Annotated in this window: 15 protein-coding genes; 9 read left to right on the forward strand and 6 right to left on the reverse strand. The window is 40.9% G+C overall.

What is annotated here, in order from left to right; translation table 11 throughout:
• Nucleotides 1–2 precede the first annotated feature (2 nt).
• Together J3455_RS04350 and J3455_RS04355 are read left to right on the forward strand one after the other, a co-directional pair.
• A complete protein-coding gene (locus J3455_RS04350; protein WP_349561200.1) occupies nt 3–1,511 on the forward strand; it encodes a class I adenylate-forming enzyme family protein in 1,509 nt (502 codons plus the stop codon).
• A 101-nt stretch (nt 1,512–1,612) separates the two neighbouring features.
• The gene (locus tag J3455_RS04355) at nt 1,613–2,677 is read left to right on the forward strand and encodes an FkbM family methyltransferase (protein WP_168990029.1); all 1,065 of its coding nucleotides are present in this window, start codon (nt 1,613–1,615) and stop codon (nt 2,675–2,677) included.
• Between the two features lie 3 nt (nt 2,678–2,680).
• On the opposite strand, the gene J3455_RS04360 is transcribed toward J3455_RS04355, so the two are convergent.
• The 5 genes from J3455_RS04360 to pseB are packed head-to-tail and all read right to left on the reverse strand — an operon-like array spanning nt 2,681 to nt 8,034.
• Entirely contained in the window at nt 2,681–3,766 is a 1,086-nt protein-coding gene (locus tag J3455_RS04360; RefSeq protein ID WP_349561201.1) for an FkbM family methyltransferase, read from the reverse strand.
• A gap of 3 nt (nt 3,767–3,769) precedes the next feature.
• Nucleotides 3,770–4,918 carry a Gfo/Idh/MocA family protein gene (locus tag J3455_RS04365; RefSeq protein ID WP_130052083.1) on the reverse strand — a complete coding sequence of 383 codons (1,149 nt, stop codon included), beginning with the start codon at nt 4,916–4,918 and terminating at the stop codon, nt 3,770–3,772.
• A 60-nt stretch (nt 4,919–4,978) separates the two neighbouring features.
• Complete coding sequence (locus J3455_RS04370; protein ID WP_349561204.1) at nt 4,979–5,863, reverse strand: aldo/keto reductase; 885 nt, start codon at nt 5,861–5,863, stop codon at nt 4,979–4,981.
• A complete protein-coding gene (pseC, locus tag J3455_RS04375) occupies nt 5,860–7,023 on the reverse strand; it encodes a UDP-4-amino-4,6-dideoxy-N-acetyl-beta-L-altrosamine transaminase (RefSeq protein WP_130052081.1) in 1,164 nt (387 codons plus the stop codon). The genes J3455_RS04370 and pseC overlap by 4 nt, the downstream gene beginning before the upstream one ends.
• 9 nt (nt 7,024–7,032) lie before the next feature.
• On the reverse strand, nt 7,033–8,034 hold the full coding sequence (gene pseB / locus J3455_RS04380; RefSeq protein ID WP_286257535.1) for a UDP-N-acetylglucosamine 4,6-dehydratase (inverting): 1,002 nt from the start codon (nt 8,032–8,034) through the stop codon (nt 7,033–7,035).
• A gap of 209 nt (nt 8,035–8,243) precedes the next feature.
• Here pseB and J3455_RS04385 point away from each other — a divergent pair, with 209 nt between their 5' ends.
• Together J3455_RS04385 and J3455_RS04390 are read left to right on the forward strand one after the other, a co-directional pair.
• Nucleotides 8,244–9,029 (forward strand): flagellin N-terminal helical domain-containing protein, encoded by a 786-nt coding sequence (locus J3455_RS04385; RefSeq protein WP_239976963.1) that lies wholly within the window; start codon nt 8,244–8,246, stop codon nt 9,027–9,029.
• Between the two features lie 142 nt (nt 9,030–9,171).
• On the forward strand, nt 9,172–10,611 hold the full coding sequence (locus J3455_RS04390; RefSeq protein WP_167657937.1) for a sigma-54 dependent transcriptional regulator: 1,440 nt from the start codon (nt 9,172–9,174) through the stop codon (nt 10,609–10,611).
• A gap of 29 nt (nt 10,612–10,640) precedes the next feature.
• Here the strand turns inward: J3455_RS04390 and J3455_RS04395 are convergent, their stop codons facing one another.
• Nucleotides 10,641–11,231: a DNA-3-methyladenine glycosylase I gene (locus tag J3455_RS04395; RefSeq protein ID WP_349561206.1), complete on the reverse strand. Its 591-nt coding sequence runs from the start codon at nt 11,229–11,231 to the stop codon at nt 10,641–10,643.
• Nucleotides 11,232–11,359: 128 nt separating this feature from the next.
• Between J3455_RS04395 and J3455_RS04400 the strand changes: the two genes are divergently transcribed.
• From J3455_RS04400 to fliG, 5 genes are all read left to right on the forward strand, one after another.
• On the forward strand, nt 11,360–12,472 hold the full coding sequence (locus J3455_RS04400; RefSeq protein ID WP_167657939.1) for a sensor histidine kinase: 1,113 nt from the start codon (nt 11,360–11,362) through the stop codon (nt 12,470–12,472).
• Nucleotides 12,469–13,872 carry a sigma-54-dependent transcriptional regulator gene (locus J3455_RS04405; protein WP_256854766.1) on the forward strand — a complete coding sequence of 468 codons (1,404 nt, stop codon included), beginning with the start codon at nt 12,469–12,471 and terminating at the stop codon, nt 13,870–13,872. Before J3455_RS04400 ends, J3455_RS04405 begins: the two co-directional genes overlap by 4 nt.
• A 170-nt stretch (nt 13,873–14,042) precedes the next feature.
• Entirely contained in the window at nt 14,043–14,375 is a 333-nt protein-coding gene (gene fliE / locus J3455_RS04410) for a flagellar hook-basal body complex protein FliE (protein WP_130052075.1), read from the forward strand.
• Between the two features lie 20 nt (nt 14,376–14,395).
• Nucleotides 14,396–16,111, forward strand: a complete 1,716-nt coding sequence (gene fliF / locus J3455_RS04415) for a flagellar basal-body MS-ring/collar protein FliF (protein ID WP_130052074.1) — start codon at nt 14,396–14,398, stop codon at nt 16,109–16,111.
• Nucleotides 16,104–17,144 carry a flagellar motor switch protein FliG gene (fliG, locus tag J3455_RS04420; RefSeq protein ID WP_130052073.1) on the forward strand — a complete coding sequence of 347 codons (1,041 nt, stop codon included), beginning with the start codon at nt 16,104–16,106 and terminating at the stop codon, nt 17,142–17,144. The genes fliF and fliG overlap by 8 nt, the downstream gene beginning before the upstream one ends.

Genomic DNA, 17,144 nt, shown 5'->3' on the forward strand with positions numbered 1-17,144 from the left:
AGGTGGATAAAGGTATTTATGAGTTATTTGCTACGAATGTCGCTAACACTCCCACTAAGGTAGCTGTCGTTTTTCAACAGCAAAGCGTAACGTATGATGAATTAAATCAGCAAGTTATTAAGCTTACTAGCCACTTTTTAAAACAAGGTGTTACGCAAGGCCAACGTGTCGCAATATTTGCACCTAACGGTATTGAATTTATTGTTTCGCTGCTGGCAATCGCTAAATTAGGTTTAGCCGCTGTGCCGTTACCTGTTAGCTTAAAAGGGCTTGCTCTGACCGTTGCTCTTAAGAAAACCCCTGTTGCTAAGGTGATTGCTTGGCCGACCATTAGCAAATCACTTCTTGCAGATAATCTTATTGAAGCTGAAAATTTAATAACATTAGGCCAAAGTGTTGCTAATGAAACAAATTGGCTTTGTGTTCAACAAGCTCAAGCAGAATGCTTTTTTACTGATGCGATTGATACGCAAGCACCTTACATCTTAACCATGACTTCTGGTTCTACTGGTCAACCTAAACCAATAGTGTTGAGCCAAGCATGTAAAGTAAATAGAGCATTTGATGCGACCATAAACTACTACGGATTAACGTCCGATGACGTTATTCTCGTAGCGACTCCTATGTACCACTCGCTAGCTCAGCGTGGTGTGCTAATGCCTTTGATGCTTGGTGCAACAACGGTTGTATTACCAAAGTTTAATTTGAAGCTATGGCTACAAGCAATTGAACAGCACCAAGTGAGTTTTTTATTTGCCGTTTCATCTCAATTAGTAAGCTTAATTCAAAACGGTGTTGAAGGGCATGATTTGAGCTCTTTACGCTGCCTAGTATCCTCTTCGGCGGTATTAGATAAAGAGAGTAAACAAAGCTTACTTTCTTTGCTTAGTTGCCGCTTACACGAGTGTTACGGTGCTTCAGAGGTTGGTGTTGTGACTGATTTCGCTGTATCAGAACACCCTGAATTGAGCGGCAGTGTAGGCAATGCTCTACCATTTGTCACTGTGAAAATTACCGATGAGCATGGCCAAGAATTAGCTGCAACTGAAGTTGGAGAAATTTGTTGTAAAACAACAACCGGGTTTAGCGGGTATCATAAATTACCGAAAAAAACGCGAGAAGCTTATTATCTTGGTGATTTTTTCAAAACCGGTGATTTAGGTTACCTTGATGAGCAAGGCTATTTATATTATGTCGGCCGTAAAAAAGAGTTGATCTCAAGCGGCGGAATCAATGTATACCCTCAAGATATCGAAGCCGTTATAAAAATGCATCCGGACATTGAGGATTGCGTGGCTTTTTCAATTCCAGACTCTCAGTTTGGTGAGGTAATAAAAGTTGTTTATACGACGCTCTCGTCATCAGTAAATGAAACAGAATTAAAGAAACTGTGTTTACAGCAATTGACTGATTATCAACAGCCTAGAGTGTTAGAGCAAATTGATAGTTTTGAAAGAAGTAGTTTAGGCAAAATTCTTCGTCAGTTGGTCAAAGAAAAGTATTCGCAATAGTTCAGTACCAAGCAAACTATTTTAAGTTAAGCTGATTTGTGAATTAAATAGTTAAAGCGATGCTATCTGGAAAAATTTTTAAAAGAAGAGGTAAGGGAATTATGAACACAGATTTTCTACAAAAGTATTTTGAGAAGAATGCTAAGCGTTATATTTTCGGAGCAACCACTGAAGCTGAAGAGTTAATAGAAATACACAAGAATAATGACCTTGAAGTTATTGCTATTATAGATAATTTTTATCAGCAAGAATTTTTCGTAGGGCTACCTTGTATAAAGCTCGAGCAAGTACCTGAAGATGCTTTGGTTGTTTCAGCTGTTACGAATAGTAGACCTGTGGACGTAAACAATTTACTTGAAAAACACAGATTGAATTACTGCGACTATTTTTATTTTTACCGCAACTCGGGCTTTCAATGCCCAAAAATAGAGTTCTGGGAGGGAGTCCTAAGTCATTGGGAAAGTAATCAAGAAAATTACAATGAGGTTAAAAGTTGGTTTGAAGATGATTACTCTGTGAGTACTTTTGAATCAATCGTTAATTTTCGCAATAAATATGACCTAAGCTTTATGAAAGACTTTAAGTTTGATATTACAAATATGTATATCGAACCTTTTCTTAACCCATTTGAAGATCAGAGCGTTTTTTTTGACCTAGGAGCATTTGATGGCAGTGATTCAGAACGATTTTTAAGGAACTGTCCATCGGGAAATGCATACCTTTTTGAACCTATTCCAAGTCAAACTGCAATCCTTGAAAAAAAATACCAACACAACAAAGCTATTCAGGTCGTTCCGGTTGCAGTAGGGAGCATAAATAAGACTGTTAATTTTTCATTGTCAGGGACATCTTCAAAAGTTGTTGAACCAGACCAAAATGAAGACGTAATTTCAGTTCAGCAAATTAGTATCGATGAGTTTTGCAGTGAAAATAAAGTCTCGCCCAGTTATGTAAAAATGGATGTTGAAGGCGTTGAATTAGATGTGCTTCACGGTATGGAAAATACTATTTTAAGGGATAAACCAATGCTAGCAATCAGTGTTTATCATCGAGCAGAACATTTGATATCAGTTCCACAATACTTGAAAAAGTTATGCCCTGAATACAAGTTCTTTTTGAGGCATTATACCCAAGGCTATAGTGAAACCGTTTTATTTGCTGTGTAGTAATTATGTTTTTGGAATTGCGTATAATATTATTTCCAAACCGAAATCACCATGACAATGAAGTTTGTACTCATAATTAGGGTTGTAGCTTTCAATTTGCTGAGCTATTTGCCAAATATGAGCAGGCTCATGATAGACGGAAATAGCGAGTAGCGGGGATTGGTGCGTTATAATTTCTTTTGCACCCTTCAATGCATGCGGCTCTGCGCCCTCGATATCCATTTTAATGAAATTAACCGCAGAGGCTATGCTGGTATCATCTAACGCTATAACAGGCAGAAGTTGATTGTTGTCTTTGATTTGCTGTGAGTCAGCAAACTTGCCTTGTGAAAGGTCTGCACTGAAGCTCAATATTGTATTTTCTTCCCATACACCACATGGAAATAAATAAGTCTTAATACCTTGAGAGACTAATTCTTTCGCTGTTTTGTTTAATAAGTGGAAGTTCTTTGGATCAGGTTCAAAACACTGCATTGTGTTTAACTGTATACCTGCTTCTTTTAATACTTGTGCTGCACTTGCAAGTGTATCGCCGATATATGAACCGCAATCAATAAAGTTAATCCCATTTTTCCAAAGCGGAAGTTTCAGTAACCAAGGTGGAAAGTATTGGATTTGCCAGTCATTTTCAACATAGCTTTCACTAGAGGGTGAGCTACGAAATGCGATGATATCATCAAGACACTTTTTGCTCTCATCATCGCTTAGTCTTTCTTTAAGCCAAGCTAACTGTTCTTTGTCGTTCTGTGTGCTAGAGATTAGTTTTGCTCGGTAATCCTTTGAAATAAAACGTTCTAAAACATATGGGTAGCTATTAATGATTTCATTCATGTTTAGGCATTCTTGAACACCTATTCCAATTAGATCCTGCTTAATAGCTTCACTTGTACAAGATACCGATACAAGCATGGTTACATTTTTATTGGCAATATTGTCAGGTTTGTAAATTGGACAGCCTTGGTACTCAGTTTCTTGCGTGTATAAATCGACAAAAAAATCTATTTTAATTCCATGCTCTGAAAGTGCATGATAGATTTTTTGCCCATTACCACCGGCGCCATAGATTGCTATAGGAAGGTTACTCATCATAATCTAATTACCTCTTTTAAGCTTTATCCACTGCGCTGACTCGACTGATTCTTGCGCTGCTTTAAATAAGTTCAAGCCGTCTTTTGCTTGCTCTAAGCCAAATACATAGTCATTTTTTTTGTCCGTACCAGCTAAGTAACAGCAAAGTTCTTCGTAAATATCTGTATATAAATTAGAAAAAGCTTCAACAAATCCTGTTGGGTGACCTGGCTTCATTCTGTTATATCTAAATTGGTTAGCATACTCACACTGTCCGGCTCTATCTAAGATTTCTCTGCGCCCGTCATTGTAGTTTAACTCTAATTCATCAGGGTTTAGTTGGAACCAACGCGCGCTTCCTTTGTCACCGTATATTCTGATTTGAAGTCCATTGCGGTGGCCAATAGCCGTTTTTGACATCCACATACTACCCTTTATGTTATTTGGGTAGTTCAGCAACATATTTACATCATCAATTAAATTTGGGTATTGAGAATGGTTAGTAAATTGTGCGATTGTTTCCGTTGGCTCCATTTCAAGTAAGTATGTTGATAAGTGGTGTAAATGAACTCCTAAATCTAAGCAAATGGTTGGCACTTCAAAATCTTTTAAACGCCATGCTTGCGGCATTGATGGTTTACCTGCAATATCTGGCGGCCTTCTGAACCCCTCCTGTGGCATTTCAAGGTGAATTTTTTGGATAGTGCCAAGCGCACCTTGCTTTACTAGGTGTTTCAACTCTCTGACCATCGCATAGCCACTGTAGTTGTATGTGACAGCTAGAAAGTGTTTATTTTTATCGTAGCAGGCTTCAATTTCAGCGACTTCTGCAGGGCCGGTAACAAGTGCTTTTTCGCAAATAATGGGTAAATTCGCCTTTAGAAGCGTAGTTATTACCTCAATATGATGGGGTGTTGGTGTCAGTATAACAAATGCATCAACACGGTCTTTCTCTTGCTCTACAAGCTCTTCCCAATCGTTGTATAAATGCTTTTCTGAAACTCCCCACCTCTGCGCTGTCGCACTATTTTCATCGGGATTTCTTGAGAAAGCACCTGCAACAACAGCAAACTTGTTATCGAGTTGACTTGCGGCGAAGTGAACATAGCCTACAGCTGAGTTATTGCCACCGCCAATAAAGGCAAGTTTTAATTGTTTATTGTTGTCATTCATATATATCTGCCTTTTTTGATCATAGCCATTTATCGGCAATCAATCATTTTTCTAAACTATTTATAGTTGCCAATTTGCTGGGTTGGTGAGTCTTGGATCATTAACAGTCATTTCTTTGAGCACGTCGTGACAGATTTTGATGCTGCCCTGATAGGCCTCTAAAATTTGCTCTAACTCAGACTCTGAGTTCACACCGACAACTATTTTATCTATTTCATCTTCTTTTAAAGCATATGCAAGGCTGAGTGTTAGTGGCGACACACCAATATACTGCGCTAACTGATGAAATGACTCTAAATGTTGCTTCCAAGGTTTAAAGTAGTTAGCTAACTCATTGATGGGCATTAATAACAAGCCTTGTAAAAAACAAGATCTAGCGTGCACTTGAGTCTTGTTTTTCTTTAGTAATGAAAGAGCGCCAGTGTGTTTAAAGTAGGTATCAAATGCATTATAAGGTATTTGCACAAGGTTAATTTCACTCAACTGTGTGAAGCCATCCACCTCAGCACCTGAATACAAAGAAACCCCTTTACTTGCTAATTGATTTTCTAATTGTCGTTGCTTTAGACATGCTAAAACGGGCGCAACACCTTGTTTCTCAATGTCGCTTGCTTGGTGAAATAGGATTGCGCTTAGCTTTTGGGTTTTAAAATCTGAAAAACATTGCTCAATTAATGCAATGTAATGATCTGCATCCTTATGAGAAAATTGCTCTTTTTGTAGAGGAGGTAACTTAGTAACTATGTTAAAGCTGTCATTAATCGAAGGATAGGATGCCAACACTTGGTGACTCTCGCCGTAACCAAGTGCGGTATCTAATGTTGTAATGCCTGCATCTTTTGCAATATCTAAAATGGCATGAGCCTTGGCTATGCTTGGTTGACCAAGCTTATTACTGACACCGTAGTTCAAGCCGAATTGCACTGTGCCTAAAGTGAGCTTCATAATAAATCAATCAGTATTTTGATAACGAATTGCTGCTCGTCTGCAGTTATAGCAGGATGCAGAGGAATAGTAACAGCCTGTTTGTAGTACGTTTCTGCATTAGGAAAATCACCTTCCGAAAAGCCTAAAGCTTGATAATAAGGCTGTAAATGGATCGGTATATAATGCAAGTGAGCAATAATTCCTTGCTCGCGCATGCCTGTAATGATTGACTTATGTTTTTCTACTTCACACTGCGTTAAACGAACAATATATAAATGGTAGCTAGAGTAACAATCATCCGATTGTGTTAAATGAGTTACCGTTGAATTTGCAAACGCATGGTTATATGTTGTTGCAATGTCGTTTCGCATTGATACAAAGCTATCTAGCTGCTTTAACTGACTCAGTCCTAAAGCGGCTTGCATGTCAGTCATTCTATAATTAAAACCAAGGTCTAGCTGTTGATAGTACCAAGGGCCGTGACTTGGCTCGGTCATTTCTTCAGGAATATTAGTAATACCATGGCTTCGCAAACGGCTCATTTTTTTGTTGAGTTCAGCGCAGTTGGTAACCGCCATCCCCCCTTCAGCAGATGTGATTATCTTTACTGGATGAAAGCTAAACACAGTAATATCTGAATAATCACAACTGCCAACAGGCTTATCTTTATACTTGGCGCCTATTGCATGCGAGGCATCTTCAATTACCTTAAAGTCATACTCTTTGGCAAGTTCATTGATTGCTGCCATATCGCAAGACTGACCTGCTAAATGAACAGGGATCACGACCTTAGGAAGTCGCTGGTTTTGTTTGGCTAACTTTAGCTTGTCTCGAAGTGCTGCAATAGACATGTTGCCTGTTTCAAGGTCGATATCAGCAAAGTCGACTTCAGCACCACAATACAGCGCGCAGTTACTCGATGCGACAAAGGAGATTGGTGACGTCCATACGATGTCACCTTTACCTACGCCTAAAGCAAGGCAAGCAATATGCAAGGCTGAGGTGGCGCTGTTAGTGGCGCAGGCGTGGCTAGCACCGCAATACTCTGCAATGGCACTTTCAAATGCTGGAACAGCAGGGCCCTGTGTTAACCAGTCAGATTTCAAGACATCAATTACGGCATTGATGTCATCCTGTGAAATACTTTGTTTGCCGTAAGGAATTACCTTATTCGTCATAATTCAGTATTACAGTAACGCTTGGACATTGAAGTTTTTAATTTCTTCAATGCTCATATAATCAGGGTTATCGAGTGAGTTATACTCGAAACCTTGGGCAACTTGTTTGCCTTTTTCGCCAAGTGCATTTTCAGTAAAATCATTGCTACGGCTGCTGAATTTGATACCTGGAGCGATAACAAAGTGATCGCTATATTCGTACGTTTCAAAGCATAAGTCGGCCGGGCACATGACTTCGTGTAACTTTTCACCTGGGCGAATACCGATTATCTTAATCGGTAAATCAGGGGCCATGGCTTTGGCAAGATCTGTAATACGAATTGAAGGGATCTTCGGCACGAAAATCTCGCCACCCAGCATTCGCTCGAAATTAGTTAGAACAAAATCAACACCTTGTTGCAGGCTAATCCAAAAGCGGGTCATTTCTTCATGGGTAATAGGAATATGGTCGCGACCTTGGTCAATAAACTTTTGGAAAATAGGCACAACAGAGCCTCGAGAGCAAACTACGTTACCGTATCTTACTACTGAAAAGGTTGTTTTATGGCCGCCAGCAATATTATTAGCAGCAACAAATAACTTATCTGATGCAAGTTTAGTCGCACCATATAAGTTGATTGGGTTCGCTGCTTTATCAGTCGACAGTGCAATGACTTTCTCTACGTTATTATCAAGAGCTGCATCAATGACGTTTTCAGCACCATTAATATTGGTTTTGATACATTCCATTGGATTGTATTCAGCAGCTGGAACTTGTTTTAATGCTGCTGCGTGAATCACATAGTGCACACCTCGCATAGCACGGCGAAGCCTTTCTTTATCGCGCACATCACCAATGAAGTATCGCATACACGGTTGGTCAAACTCTTGCTGCATTTCAAACTGCTTTAGTTCGTCCCGTGAGAAGATAATGATCTTCTTAGGTTTATAGCGTTCTAGTAGCGTTTTGACGTATTTTTTGCCGAATGAACCAGTACCACCGGTAATTAAAATCGTTTTATTGTCGAACATAGCGTTACCTAAGTTATTTATCATTGGCGTAGTTATTTATAAAAGTGAAGTACGCAAAGTGAGAATTTTGACACAATTCTCAGTAATTTAACTATTAACTAATACACTAGCAAGTCAGATGCCAAGTTAATTTATCTAAACCATGGTACAAAGTACAAAATTTGGCAAATTAAGCTATAATTTAAGCAATCGGTTTGTCGGAGGCCGCCATGAAAATTCAATCACCCAATACTGGGTTTTTAAACCAAACTCAGCAAACGGGCAATAAGCTTGCTGAGCAATTAGCGTCAGGTAAAAAAGTAAACTCAGCGGCAGATGATGCTGCTGCACTACAAATTATTGATAGATTAACATCACAGCAAGATGGTTACAGTCAGGCAATTAACAATGCGTACGATGGCATCTCTTACTCGCAAGTAACGGAGTCAAACCTATCAGGTGTAAATGATGCCGTCTCGCGTATACGAGAGCTGTCTATTCAAGCGGGTAATGGTGCGCTTACAGACAGTGACAGGGCTGCACTTCAAGAAGAAGTGTCGCAATTGCAAACACAAGTTTCAGAAACATTCGAAAATGCCTCATTCGGTGGTAAACCTTTATTTGATGGTGAACAAGTGTCTTTTCAGGTTGGCCCAGATGCTAATACCACACAATCAGTGACGCCATCGGATGGTAGTATTGCTTCAGTTATTGCGGGAATCGATATTTCAACGCAAGCAGGGGCACAAGCTGCCATAGATATTAGCGACCAAGCAGCAGAGGAAATTAACGCTCAAAGAGCTGAGTTAGGCGCTTTTCAAAACACCTTAGCGAGTACGATAAAAGGTTTAGGTAATCAGCGAGAGAATATTGCTGCGAGCCAAAGCCGAATAGAAGATACTGACTATGCAAAATCAGTGTCTGATCAAGTAGCTAATGATATTTTGTCACAAGCATCTGTTGCTTTGCGTGGTCAAGCAAATCGTTCAGCTGAATCCATTTTAGGTTTGCTTTAATTCTTTAGTATTAAATTCAGGGGCTAAGTGACTATTTTTTGGCGTTGATGTCAATAAATTGCCGCTTAGCGCTTGCATCCCTCCTAAACTCGCTTACAATTTAGAAATTAACTAACCTCGTGGTAACTGTGGTTCGCCAATAATGATCTTAATTTTAGACAATAATAATAATCGTGCGATAGGTTTACATGCAGCACTTACCTTCATTGGTGAAACTGCACAATTAGTTGATGAGACTTCGTTACAGTCTTTTTGTGAAAAACATCAACAGCAAGAATGCATGGTCATTCTTGGTGCTTTACAGCAGCTAAATCACGAGGCTGTGATCAAACAGTTTCCTGCCATTCCGTTTTTATTAATTGGTGAAACACTCAAACCGTTACTAAGCATTGCTAATGTCGTTGGTTTAATTTGTGAGCCGTTTAACCATGACGTAACTACTCAGCTATTGCATGATTGTCAGCAATATCAGCGCATGCTACCGGGTGACCATAAACAAGCTAAATCCAATAAGTCATTTGATGGTTTAGTCGGTGAAACCGAAGCTGTAAAAGATGTGCGCTTTTTAATTGAGCAAGTAGCAAAAACCGATGCAAATGTGTTGATCTTAGGTGAGTCAGGCACAGGTAAAGAAGTTGTTGCACGTAACGTTCATTTACTCTCTAAACGCAATACCGGACCATTTGTGCCGGTAAACTGTGGTGCTATCCCTGGCGAGCTTCTAGAAAGTGAGCTATTTGGCCATGAAAAGGGTGCTTTTACGGGCGCTATTTCTGCACGAAAAGGGCGCTTTGAATTAGCGCAAGGCGGCACGCTGTTTTTAGATGAAATTGGTGATATGCCTTTGCAAATGCAGGTTAAACTACTACGTGTGTTGCAAGAGCGTAGCTATGAGCGAGTAGGGGGTACTAAGCCTATTCAAGCTGACGTACGAATTATTGCTGCAACTCACCGTAACCTTGAAGAAATGATTGAAAAGGGCGACTTCCGTGAAGACCTTTTTTATCGCTTAAACGTGTTTCCAATTGAAAACCCTTCGCTAAGTGAGCGTGCTGACGACATTCCTCTGCTTTTAAAAGAGTTAATGCGTCGTGTTAACGAGCAAAGTGGCACAACGGCCAAATTTACTGAGCGTGCGATTCAAAGCTTAAAAGAGCATGCGTGGCCGGGGAATATTCGTGAGCTTGCTAATTTAGTTGAGCGTATGGTGATCATGTTTCCTGATAAAGTGGTTGATGTGCCAGACCTTCCAGCTAAATATCGTTATATCGAAGTTGAGGCTTATGAACCTGAGTACCCTGAAGAGTTGATGGAGCGAGATGCGTTCAACGATATTTTCAGCACAGGCTTTAGTGATTATGATGATGAAGAACCTGATACCCCAGCAACAACGGTTGACTCAGGTTTACTCCCTGATGAAGGCATTGAGCTCAAAGAGTATCTTGCTGAGCTAGAAATCAGCTTAATCAGCCAAGCATTAGAGCGCTACGATTATGTTGTTGCACGTGCAGCAGAAATTTTAGGTGTTCGCCGTACCACACTGGTCGAAAAAATGAAGAAATATAACCTAACGCGCGACTAAGCCGCGTTAGGTGACTTCCTCGATTTTATCTATTCGTACTCACTGATTATCTCAGCCTTTCTAAAGCAATCATTGCTATGATCATTTACCATGCCGCAGGCTTGCATATGCGCATACACAGTGGTTGGACCTAAAAACTTAAAGCCGCGCTTTTTTAAATCTTTGGCAAATGCTGTTGAGGCTTCAGTAATAGCCGGATAGTCTTCTAATTTATCAAGGTTGTTTACCAAAGGCTTGCCATCGACAAACTGCCATTGGTAGTTTGAGAAGCTGCCAAACTCTTTTTGAATCTCAATAAAACGTTGTGCGTTATTGATAGTCGCAGCTATTTTGGCGCGATTACGAATAATGCCTTCAAACTGCATTAACCGTTCGACGTCGTCTTCGGTCATTTGGGCAACCTCTTCAACTACAAAGTTTTTGAAGGCACAGCGATAGCCATCACGCTTTTTAAGTATGGTATACCAACTCAGTCCCGCTTGTGCTGACTCTAAGGTTATAAACTCAAATAAACGGTGATCATCATATAATGGCACCCCCCATTCTTGGTCATGATAGGCCACATAATCTTCTTTGCTGGTATCGAGCCATGGGCAACGACAATGGTGTTCTTTTGGCATTATTCCCTCGCGATTGTCATTTTTTTGTCAGTGTTGTTTTTGTCTTTAATTTATTGAAATAAAACAAAAATAAATTTGGTACGAATTGTGCATTTAGCTAGGTAGACACGATTTTTTGAGTATTGATTATGGCCTTAGCAAATGTCCTAAAACCACAATTTATCACAGCCAAACAATATAACCCATGCTTACTACAAGAAGAGTATGTGGGTGAGTTGAGCGAGTTGCGCCAACAAGCCAGCTGGTTGGGTCATTTGGTGGATACTATGCCCGCAGGTGTAGTTGTTTTAGATGGCCGAGGTATGATCGCGAAAGCAAATCAAATTGCCATTGATATGCTAGGTGAGCCACTTGAAGGTGAAAAGTGGTTTAGCGTTATTCAACGTTCATTTCGACCACAACAAGATGATGGGCATGAAGTATCACTCAAAGATGGACGTTTAATTAAGCTTGATATTACTGCGCTTGCCCCAGAGCCAGGACAGTTAATTTTAATGACAGATTTAACTGAAACCAGACGTTTACAAAAGCGGATGGCACATATGCAGCGCTTAAGTGCGCTTGGCAAAATGGTTGCTTCGCTTGCTCATCAAGTCAGGACGCCGCTATCTGCTGCCATGTTATATGCCGCAAATTTAGGCTCAAAGCGTCTCCCAGAAAGTTCTCGTGGTAATTTTCATACAAAGCTAATGTCGCGTTTAAAAGATTTAGAAACCCAAGTGAATGACATGCTGTTATTTGCCAAAAGTGGCGAGCAACAAGTGGTTGAAAGTGTGTCGATGCAGCAGTTACTTAATGAAGTAAAAGCGGGTGCTGATGCTATGGTTGCTCAAAATAACAGTGAACTTAGCGTGAACTTACCAGAGCCAGATATTGAAATTGTGGGTAATAAAAGCGCTCTGGCGAGCGCTATTCAAAACCTGATCCATAACAGTATTCAAATCATTGGCTCTGAGGCTGTGGTAACACTGAGTGCTGAGCGTGACGAAACTAGCGAAAACTGTGTTCGCATCAGTGTCAGTGATAATGGCCCAGGTGTTGATTTACGCCATGCCAACAAATTATTCGAACCTTTTTACACTACCAAAAGCCAAGGCACGGGGCTTGGACTTGCAGTTGTAAGTTCAGTCGCCAATGCGCACCAAGGACGGGTTGAAGTGACTAATAATGCTCATGGGGGAGCATGTTTTAGTTTGATCTTGCCAATTAGTGCAGAACCAATGTCAGCGGAGGCAAAATGAATACTAACTCTATTTTAGTCGTTGAAGACGACGCAGGCTTACGAGAAGCGCTAATCGATACCCTTGAAATGTCGGGTATTGATTGCGTTGCTGCAGATAGCGCTGAACAAGCGATGATCTTGCTTAAGCAAAATAGCTATTCATTGGTTGTTAGCGACGTGCAAATGGGCGCTATGAGCGGCCTTGACCTACTACGTAGCATTAAACTTAATTATCCTGAGCTTCCGGTATTAATGATGACGGCCTATGCCACCATTGATGATGCTGTAGAAGCAATGCGTCTAGGCGCGATTGATTACATGGCAAAACCGTTTGCCCCAGAAGTGCTTCTTAACATGGTGAGCCGTTATTTGCCTGAAAAGGAAAAAGAAACTGATGGCCCAATTGTTGCCGATCCATCGAGCATTAAACTATTAGAACTTGCGAGTAAAGTTGCGCGCTCCGATGCCAGTGTTATGGTACTCGGCCCAAGTGGCTCGGGTAAAGAAGTGTTGGCTCGTTTTATCCACGACAAATCAAATCGTAGCGATGCCCCCTTTGTTGCTATTAACTGCGCGGCTATTCCGGAAAATATGCTTGAAGCAACCTTATTTGGTTACGAAAAAGGGGCGTTTACCGGCGCTATTCAAGCCTGTCCTGGTAAATTTGAGCAAGCTCAAGGTGGTACCATCTTACTTGATGAAATTACTGAGATGGATTTAGGCTTACAAGCTAAATTACTGCGTGTACTTCAAGAGCGCGAAGTAGAGCGCTTAGGCGGACGTAAAACTATTGAACTTGATGTTCGCGTACTCGCCACAAGTAACCGAGATTTAAAAGAAGCGGTGAGCGAAAATCTATTTAGAGAAGATTTATATTATCGCTTAAATGTGTTCCCGCTAATGTGGAAACCACTAGCTGAGCGTCCTGGCGATATTATTGTATTGGCTGAGCATTTGATAGAGCGTCATTGCCTTAAAAGTAAAGAGCCTATCGCTCAACTAAGTGAGAGTGCGAAACAAAAGCTGCTATCGCATGCTTGGCCAGGTAACGTACGAGAGCTTGATAACGTTATTCAACGGGCGTTGATATTATGTGATGGTAATAGTATTCATCAAGACGATGTTTTTATTGAAGAGTTGTTATCTGCGGATATCAAGCCAGTCGCTATGCCATCACACAATGCACCGGCTTATCAAGAGCAGCCTGTAGAGGTTAATTTAGATACCGTGCCACAAGTAAGCGAGCAAGGTAATTACAAAGACGAGCTGAAAGATAAAGAGCATCGTATTATTTTAGAAACCTTAGCGCGCTGTAATGGTAAGCGTAAAGAGGTTGCAGAAACCTTAGGTATTAGTCCACGCACTTTACGTTATAAACTGGCGCAAATGCGAGACTTAGGTATAGCCTTACCTGCATAGATTCCTTCCAAAAAGTTAAGCAAACAAGCTCACATTTTTGTGAGCTTGTTTGCTGTCAAAACTCTGACAAACCAAGATTACTACTTAAGTTGTTGAAATTTTTGTGTTTATTTTGTGGCACGGTTTGTGCTTTATCAGTTCATAAGTAAACTGCATTGTCAGAGAGTATTATGAAAGTTCAAAACAGCGCATTATTTCAAGAAATGCAATCTATGGCCTTAGAAGCAGGCCGTAGCAACTCAATTAATAATTTACCAACACAAACTCAGCCAACATCGTCGGCACAGTTTGGTGATTTACTTACTAATGCACTTGATACAGTGAATGGCTTACAACAAGACGCTAAGCAAAAAGTAACGGCAATGGAAATGGGCGACCGCAGTGTTTCTTTAGCTGATGTGATGATTGCTTCGCAAAAGTCATCAGTGGCATTTGAAGCAACGGTTCAGGTTCGAAACAAACTTGTTGAAGCTTATAAAGAAATCATGAACATGCCTGTGTAACTAGGTAGTGGAGAATTATTGTGGCGCAATCTAATCAATCAACTGATCTAGCCTTAGCAGGCGGTGGTATCGATTCAACCGATACCGATGATCAACAAGAGCAAAAGTCAGGCTACCTAAGTGCCTTAAACGGAGTAGACGTTTTACGTCAGGTTACCTTAGTGATTGCTTTGGCAATCTGTTTGGCTATCGCAATTTTCATTATTATTTGGGCTCGTCAGCCAGATATGCGTCCGCTTGGTAAAATGCCAACGGAAGAGCTTATTCAAACGTTGGACTTTTTAGACGCTCAAAAGATTGATTACGAACTCGATGGTAACGTCATCTCTGTTGAAGAAGGTGAATACCAAAACATAAAGCTATTGATGGCTCGTGAAGGCCTAGAGCAAGCGCCAAGCTCAGGTACTGACATCATCATGCAAGACATGGGATTTGGTGTAAGCCAACGCCTTGAACGTGAACGTTTAAAACATGGTCGTGAGCAACAGCTTGCGCGTACCATCGAAGAGCTAAAAAATGTTACTCGCGCCAAAGTACTTTTAGCTATTCCAAAAGAAAACGTATTCGCTCGTCGCGAAAAACAGCCCTCAGCTACAGTAGTGCTAACCTTAAAACGTGGCCGTTCGCTTGATGGTGAAGAAGTTGACTCAGTGGTTGATATTGTTGCCTCAGCGGTACAAGGTTTATCGCCAGAGCGTGTTACCGTGACTGATCAAAATGGTCGCTTACTTAATTCTGGTTCACAAAACTCACTCGCGGCACGCTCTCGTAAAGAGTATGAAATTGAGCGTAAGCGTGAAGAAGAGTACTTAAATAAAATCGATAGTATTCTAATTCCTGTAGTGGGCTTAGGTAACTATACTGCACAAGTCGATTTAAACATGGATTTCAGCGCAGTCGAAGAAACACAAAAACGTTATAACCCAGATTTACCGGCAGTGCGCAGTGAAACAACTTTCGAAGAAAATAACATAGGTGGCCTCGCTGTCGGCATTCCTGGTGCGCTAACTAATCAGCCGCCAGTAAACTCTAATATTCCTGAAATTGCTGGCCAAGGTAGTGCGGGTTCAGCAACGAATCCTAGCCGTTCGCATAAAGAAGCAACACGCAACTACGAGCTTGATACAACTATTTCGCATAAGCGTCAGCAAACCGGTGTTATCCGTCGCATAAGCGTTTCAGTTGCCGTTGATTATGTGCCGCAAGTGGGTGAAAACGGTGAAACAACCATGGTTCCTCGCTCTGTAGAAGCATTGTCAAATATTCGTCGCTTACTACAAGGTGGTGTTGGTTTTGATATGCAACGTGGTGATGCACTTGAAGTTGTAACAGTACCATTTGTTCGTGAAGATGTTGGGGAAGCAATTGAAGTTCCGCTTTGGGAGCAAGATTGGTTCATGAAGATGCTACGCTTAGCATTAGGTGCTCTGGTTATCATTGTATTGATTGTCTTTGTAGTAAGACCTATGTTGAAACGTCTAATTTACCCAGACGATACACTAGAGGAATATGATGAAGATGCATTAAGTGCTGGTGTAGATATTGGTGATAGCACGCTAGATATGCTAAATAAAGACTTTGACTCTGCTGCTGTAGGATTCTCAAGTGATGGTACACTACAGCTGCCAGACTTACATGGCGATGAAGATTTACTCAAAGCAGTTCGTGCATTGGTTGCAAATGAACCAGAACTGTCTTCTCAAGTAGTGAAAGCGTGGTTAACAGAAGATGACTGATCAAGAACAAAAACAATTACCACCGGCGTTTGATGTTGATAAATTAGACGGCGTTGATAAGGCGGCAATCTTATTGCTGAGCTTATCAGAAGAAGATGCTGCGCAAATCCTTAAACACTTAGAGCCTAAGCAAGTGCAAAAAGTGGGGATGGCAATGGCTGCGCTTGATGATTTATCGCAAGCGAAAATTAGTGCAGTCCATAATTTGTTTATTGAGCAAATTCAAAGCTTCAGTACCATTGGCTTCCAGTCTGAAGACTTTATCAAAAAAGCGCTTACCGCAGCGCTTGGTGAAGATAAAGCCGCCAGCCTTATTGACCAAATTGTCATGGGGTCAGGTGCGAAAGGTCTTGATTCACTGAAGTGGATGGACTCAAAACAAGTGGCGAATATTATTCGCAATGAGCACCCTCAGATTCAAACCATTGTTTTATCTTATTTAGAACCAGAGCAATCAGCAGAAATTTTGTCGCAATTCCCAGAGAAAGTGCGTTTAGATTTAACTATGCGTATTGCTAATCTTGAAGAAGTTCAACCGGCAGCATTACAAGAGTTGAATGAAATCATGGAGAAACAATTCGCCGGTCAAGCTGGTGCGCAAGCTGCGAAAATGGGCGGCTTGAAAGCTGCTGCTGATATCATGAACTACCTAGATACCAATGTTGAAGGTCAGTTAATGGATTCAATCCGTGAACACGATGAAGAGATGTCGCAGCAAATCCAAGACCTTATGTTTGTCTTTGAGAACTTAATGGATGTTGAAGACCGTGGTATTCAAGCGATTCTTCGTGAAGTACAGCAAGACGTATTAATGAAAGCAATTAAAGGCACAGATGAAGCATTGAAAGAGAAAATTTTAAGTAACATGTCAAAACGTGCCGCTGAATTACTCGCTGATGATCTTGAGGCGATGGGCCCTGTTCGTATTAGTGAAGTTGAAGCTGCACAGAAAGAAATTCTTTCTACGGCACGTCGTTTGGCTGACTCAGGCGAGATTATGCTTGGTGGCGGTGGTGGTGAGGAGTTCCTGTAA

It is taken from the genome of Pseudoalteromonas sp. NFXS39 (assembly GCF_040148775.1).
In the GTDB taxonomy this organism is placed as follows: domain Bacteria; phylum Pseudomonadota; class Gammaproteobacteria; order Enterobacterales; family Alteromonadaceae; genus Pseudoalteromonas; species Pseudoalteromonas apostichopi.

Bases quoted from the DNA above. Each gene is read 5' to 3' on its own strand.
- J3455_RS04400 (WP_167657939.1), top strand. From the start codon at position 11,360: ATGGCCTTAGCAAATGTCCTAAAACCACAATTTATCACAGCCAAACAA.
- J3455_RS04370 (WP_349561204.1), bottom strand. From the start codon at position 5,863: ATGAAGCTCACTTTAGGCACAGTGCAATTCGGCTTGAACTACGGTGTC.
- J3455_RS04390 (WP_167657937.1), top strand. From the start codon at position 9,172: ATGATCTTAATTTTAGACAATAATAATAATCGTGCGATAGGTTTACAT.
- J3455_RS04355 (WP_168990029.1), top strand. From the start codon at position 1,613: ATGAACACAGATTTTCTACAAAAGTATTTTGAGAAGAATGCTAAGCGT.
- pseB (WP_286257535.1), bottom strand. From the start codon at position 8,034: ATGTTCGACAATAAAACGATTTTAATTACCGGTGGTACTGGTTCATTC.
- J3455_RS04385 (WP_239976963.1), top strand. From the start codon at position 8,244: ATGAAAATTCAATCACCCAATACTGGGTTTTTAAACCAAACTCAGCAA.
- J3455_RS04360 (WP_349561201.1), bottom strand. From the start codon at position 3,766: ATGATGAGTAACCTTCCTATAGCAATCTATGGCGCCGGTGGTAATGGG.
- fliE (WP_130052075.1), top strand. From the start codon at position 14,043: ATGAAAGTTCAAAACAGCGCATTATTTCAAGAAATGCAATCTATGGCC.
- fliG (WP_130052073.1), top strand. From the start codon at position 16,104: ATGACTGATCAAGAACAAAAACAATTACCACCGGCGTTTGATGTTGAT.
- J3455_RS04395 (WP_349561206.1), bottom strand. From the start codon at position 11,231: ATGCCAAAAGAACACCATTGTCGTTGCCCATGGCTCGATACCAGCAAA.
- J3455_RS04405 (WP_256854766.1), top strand. From the start codon at position 12,469: ATGAATACTAACTCTATTTTAGTCGTTGAAGACGACGCAGGCTTACGA.
- pseC (WP_130052081.1), bottom strand. From the start codon at position 7,023: ATGACGAATAAGGTAATTCCTTACGGCAAACAAAGTATTTCACAGGAT.
- J3455_RS04365 (WP_130052083.1), bottom strand. From the start codon at position 4,918: ATGAATGACAACAATAAACAATTAAAACTTGCCTTTATTGGCGGTGGC.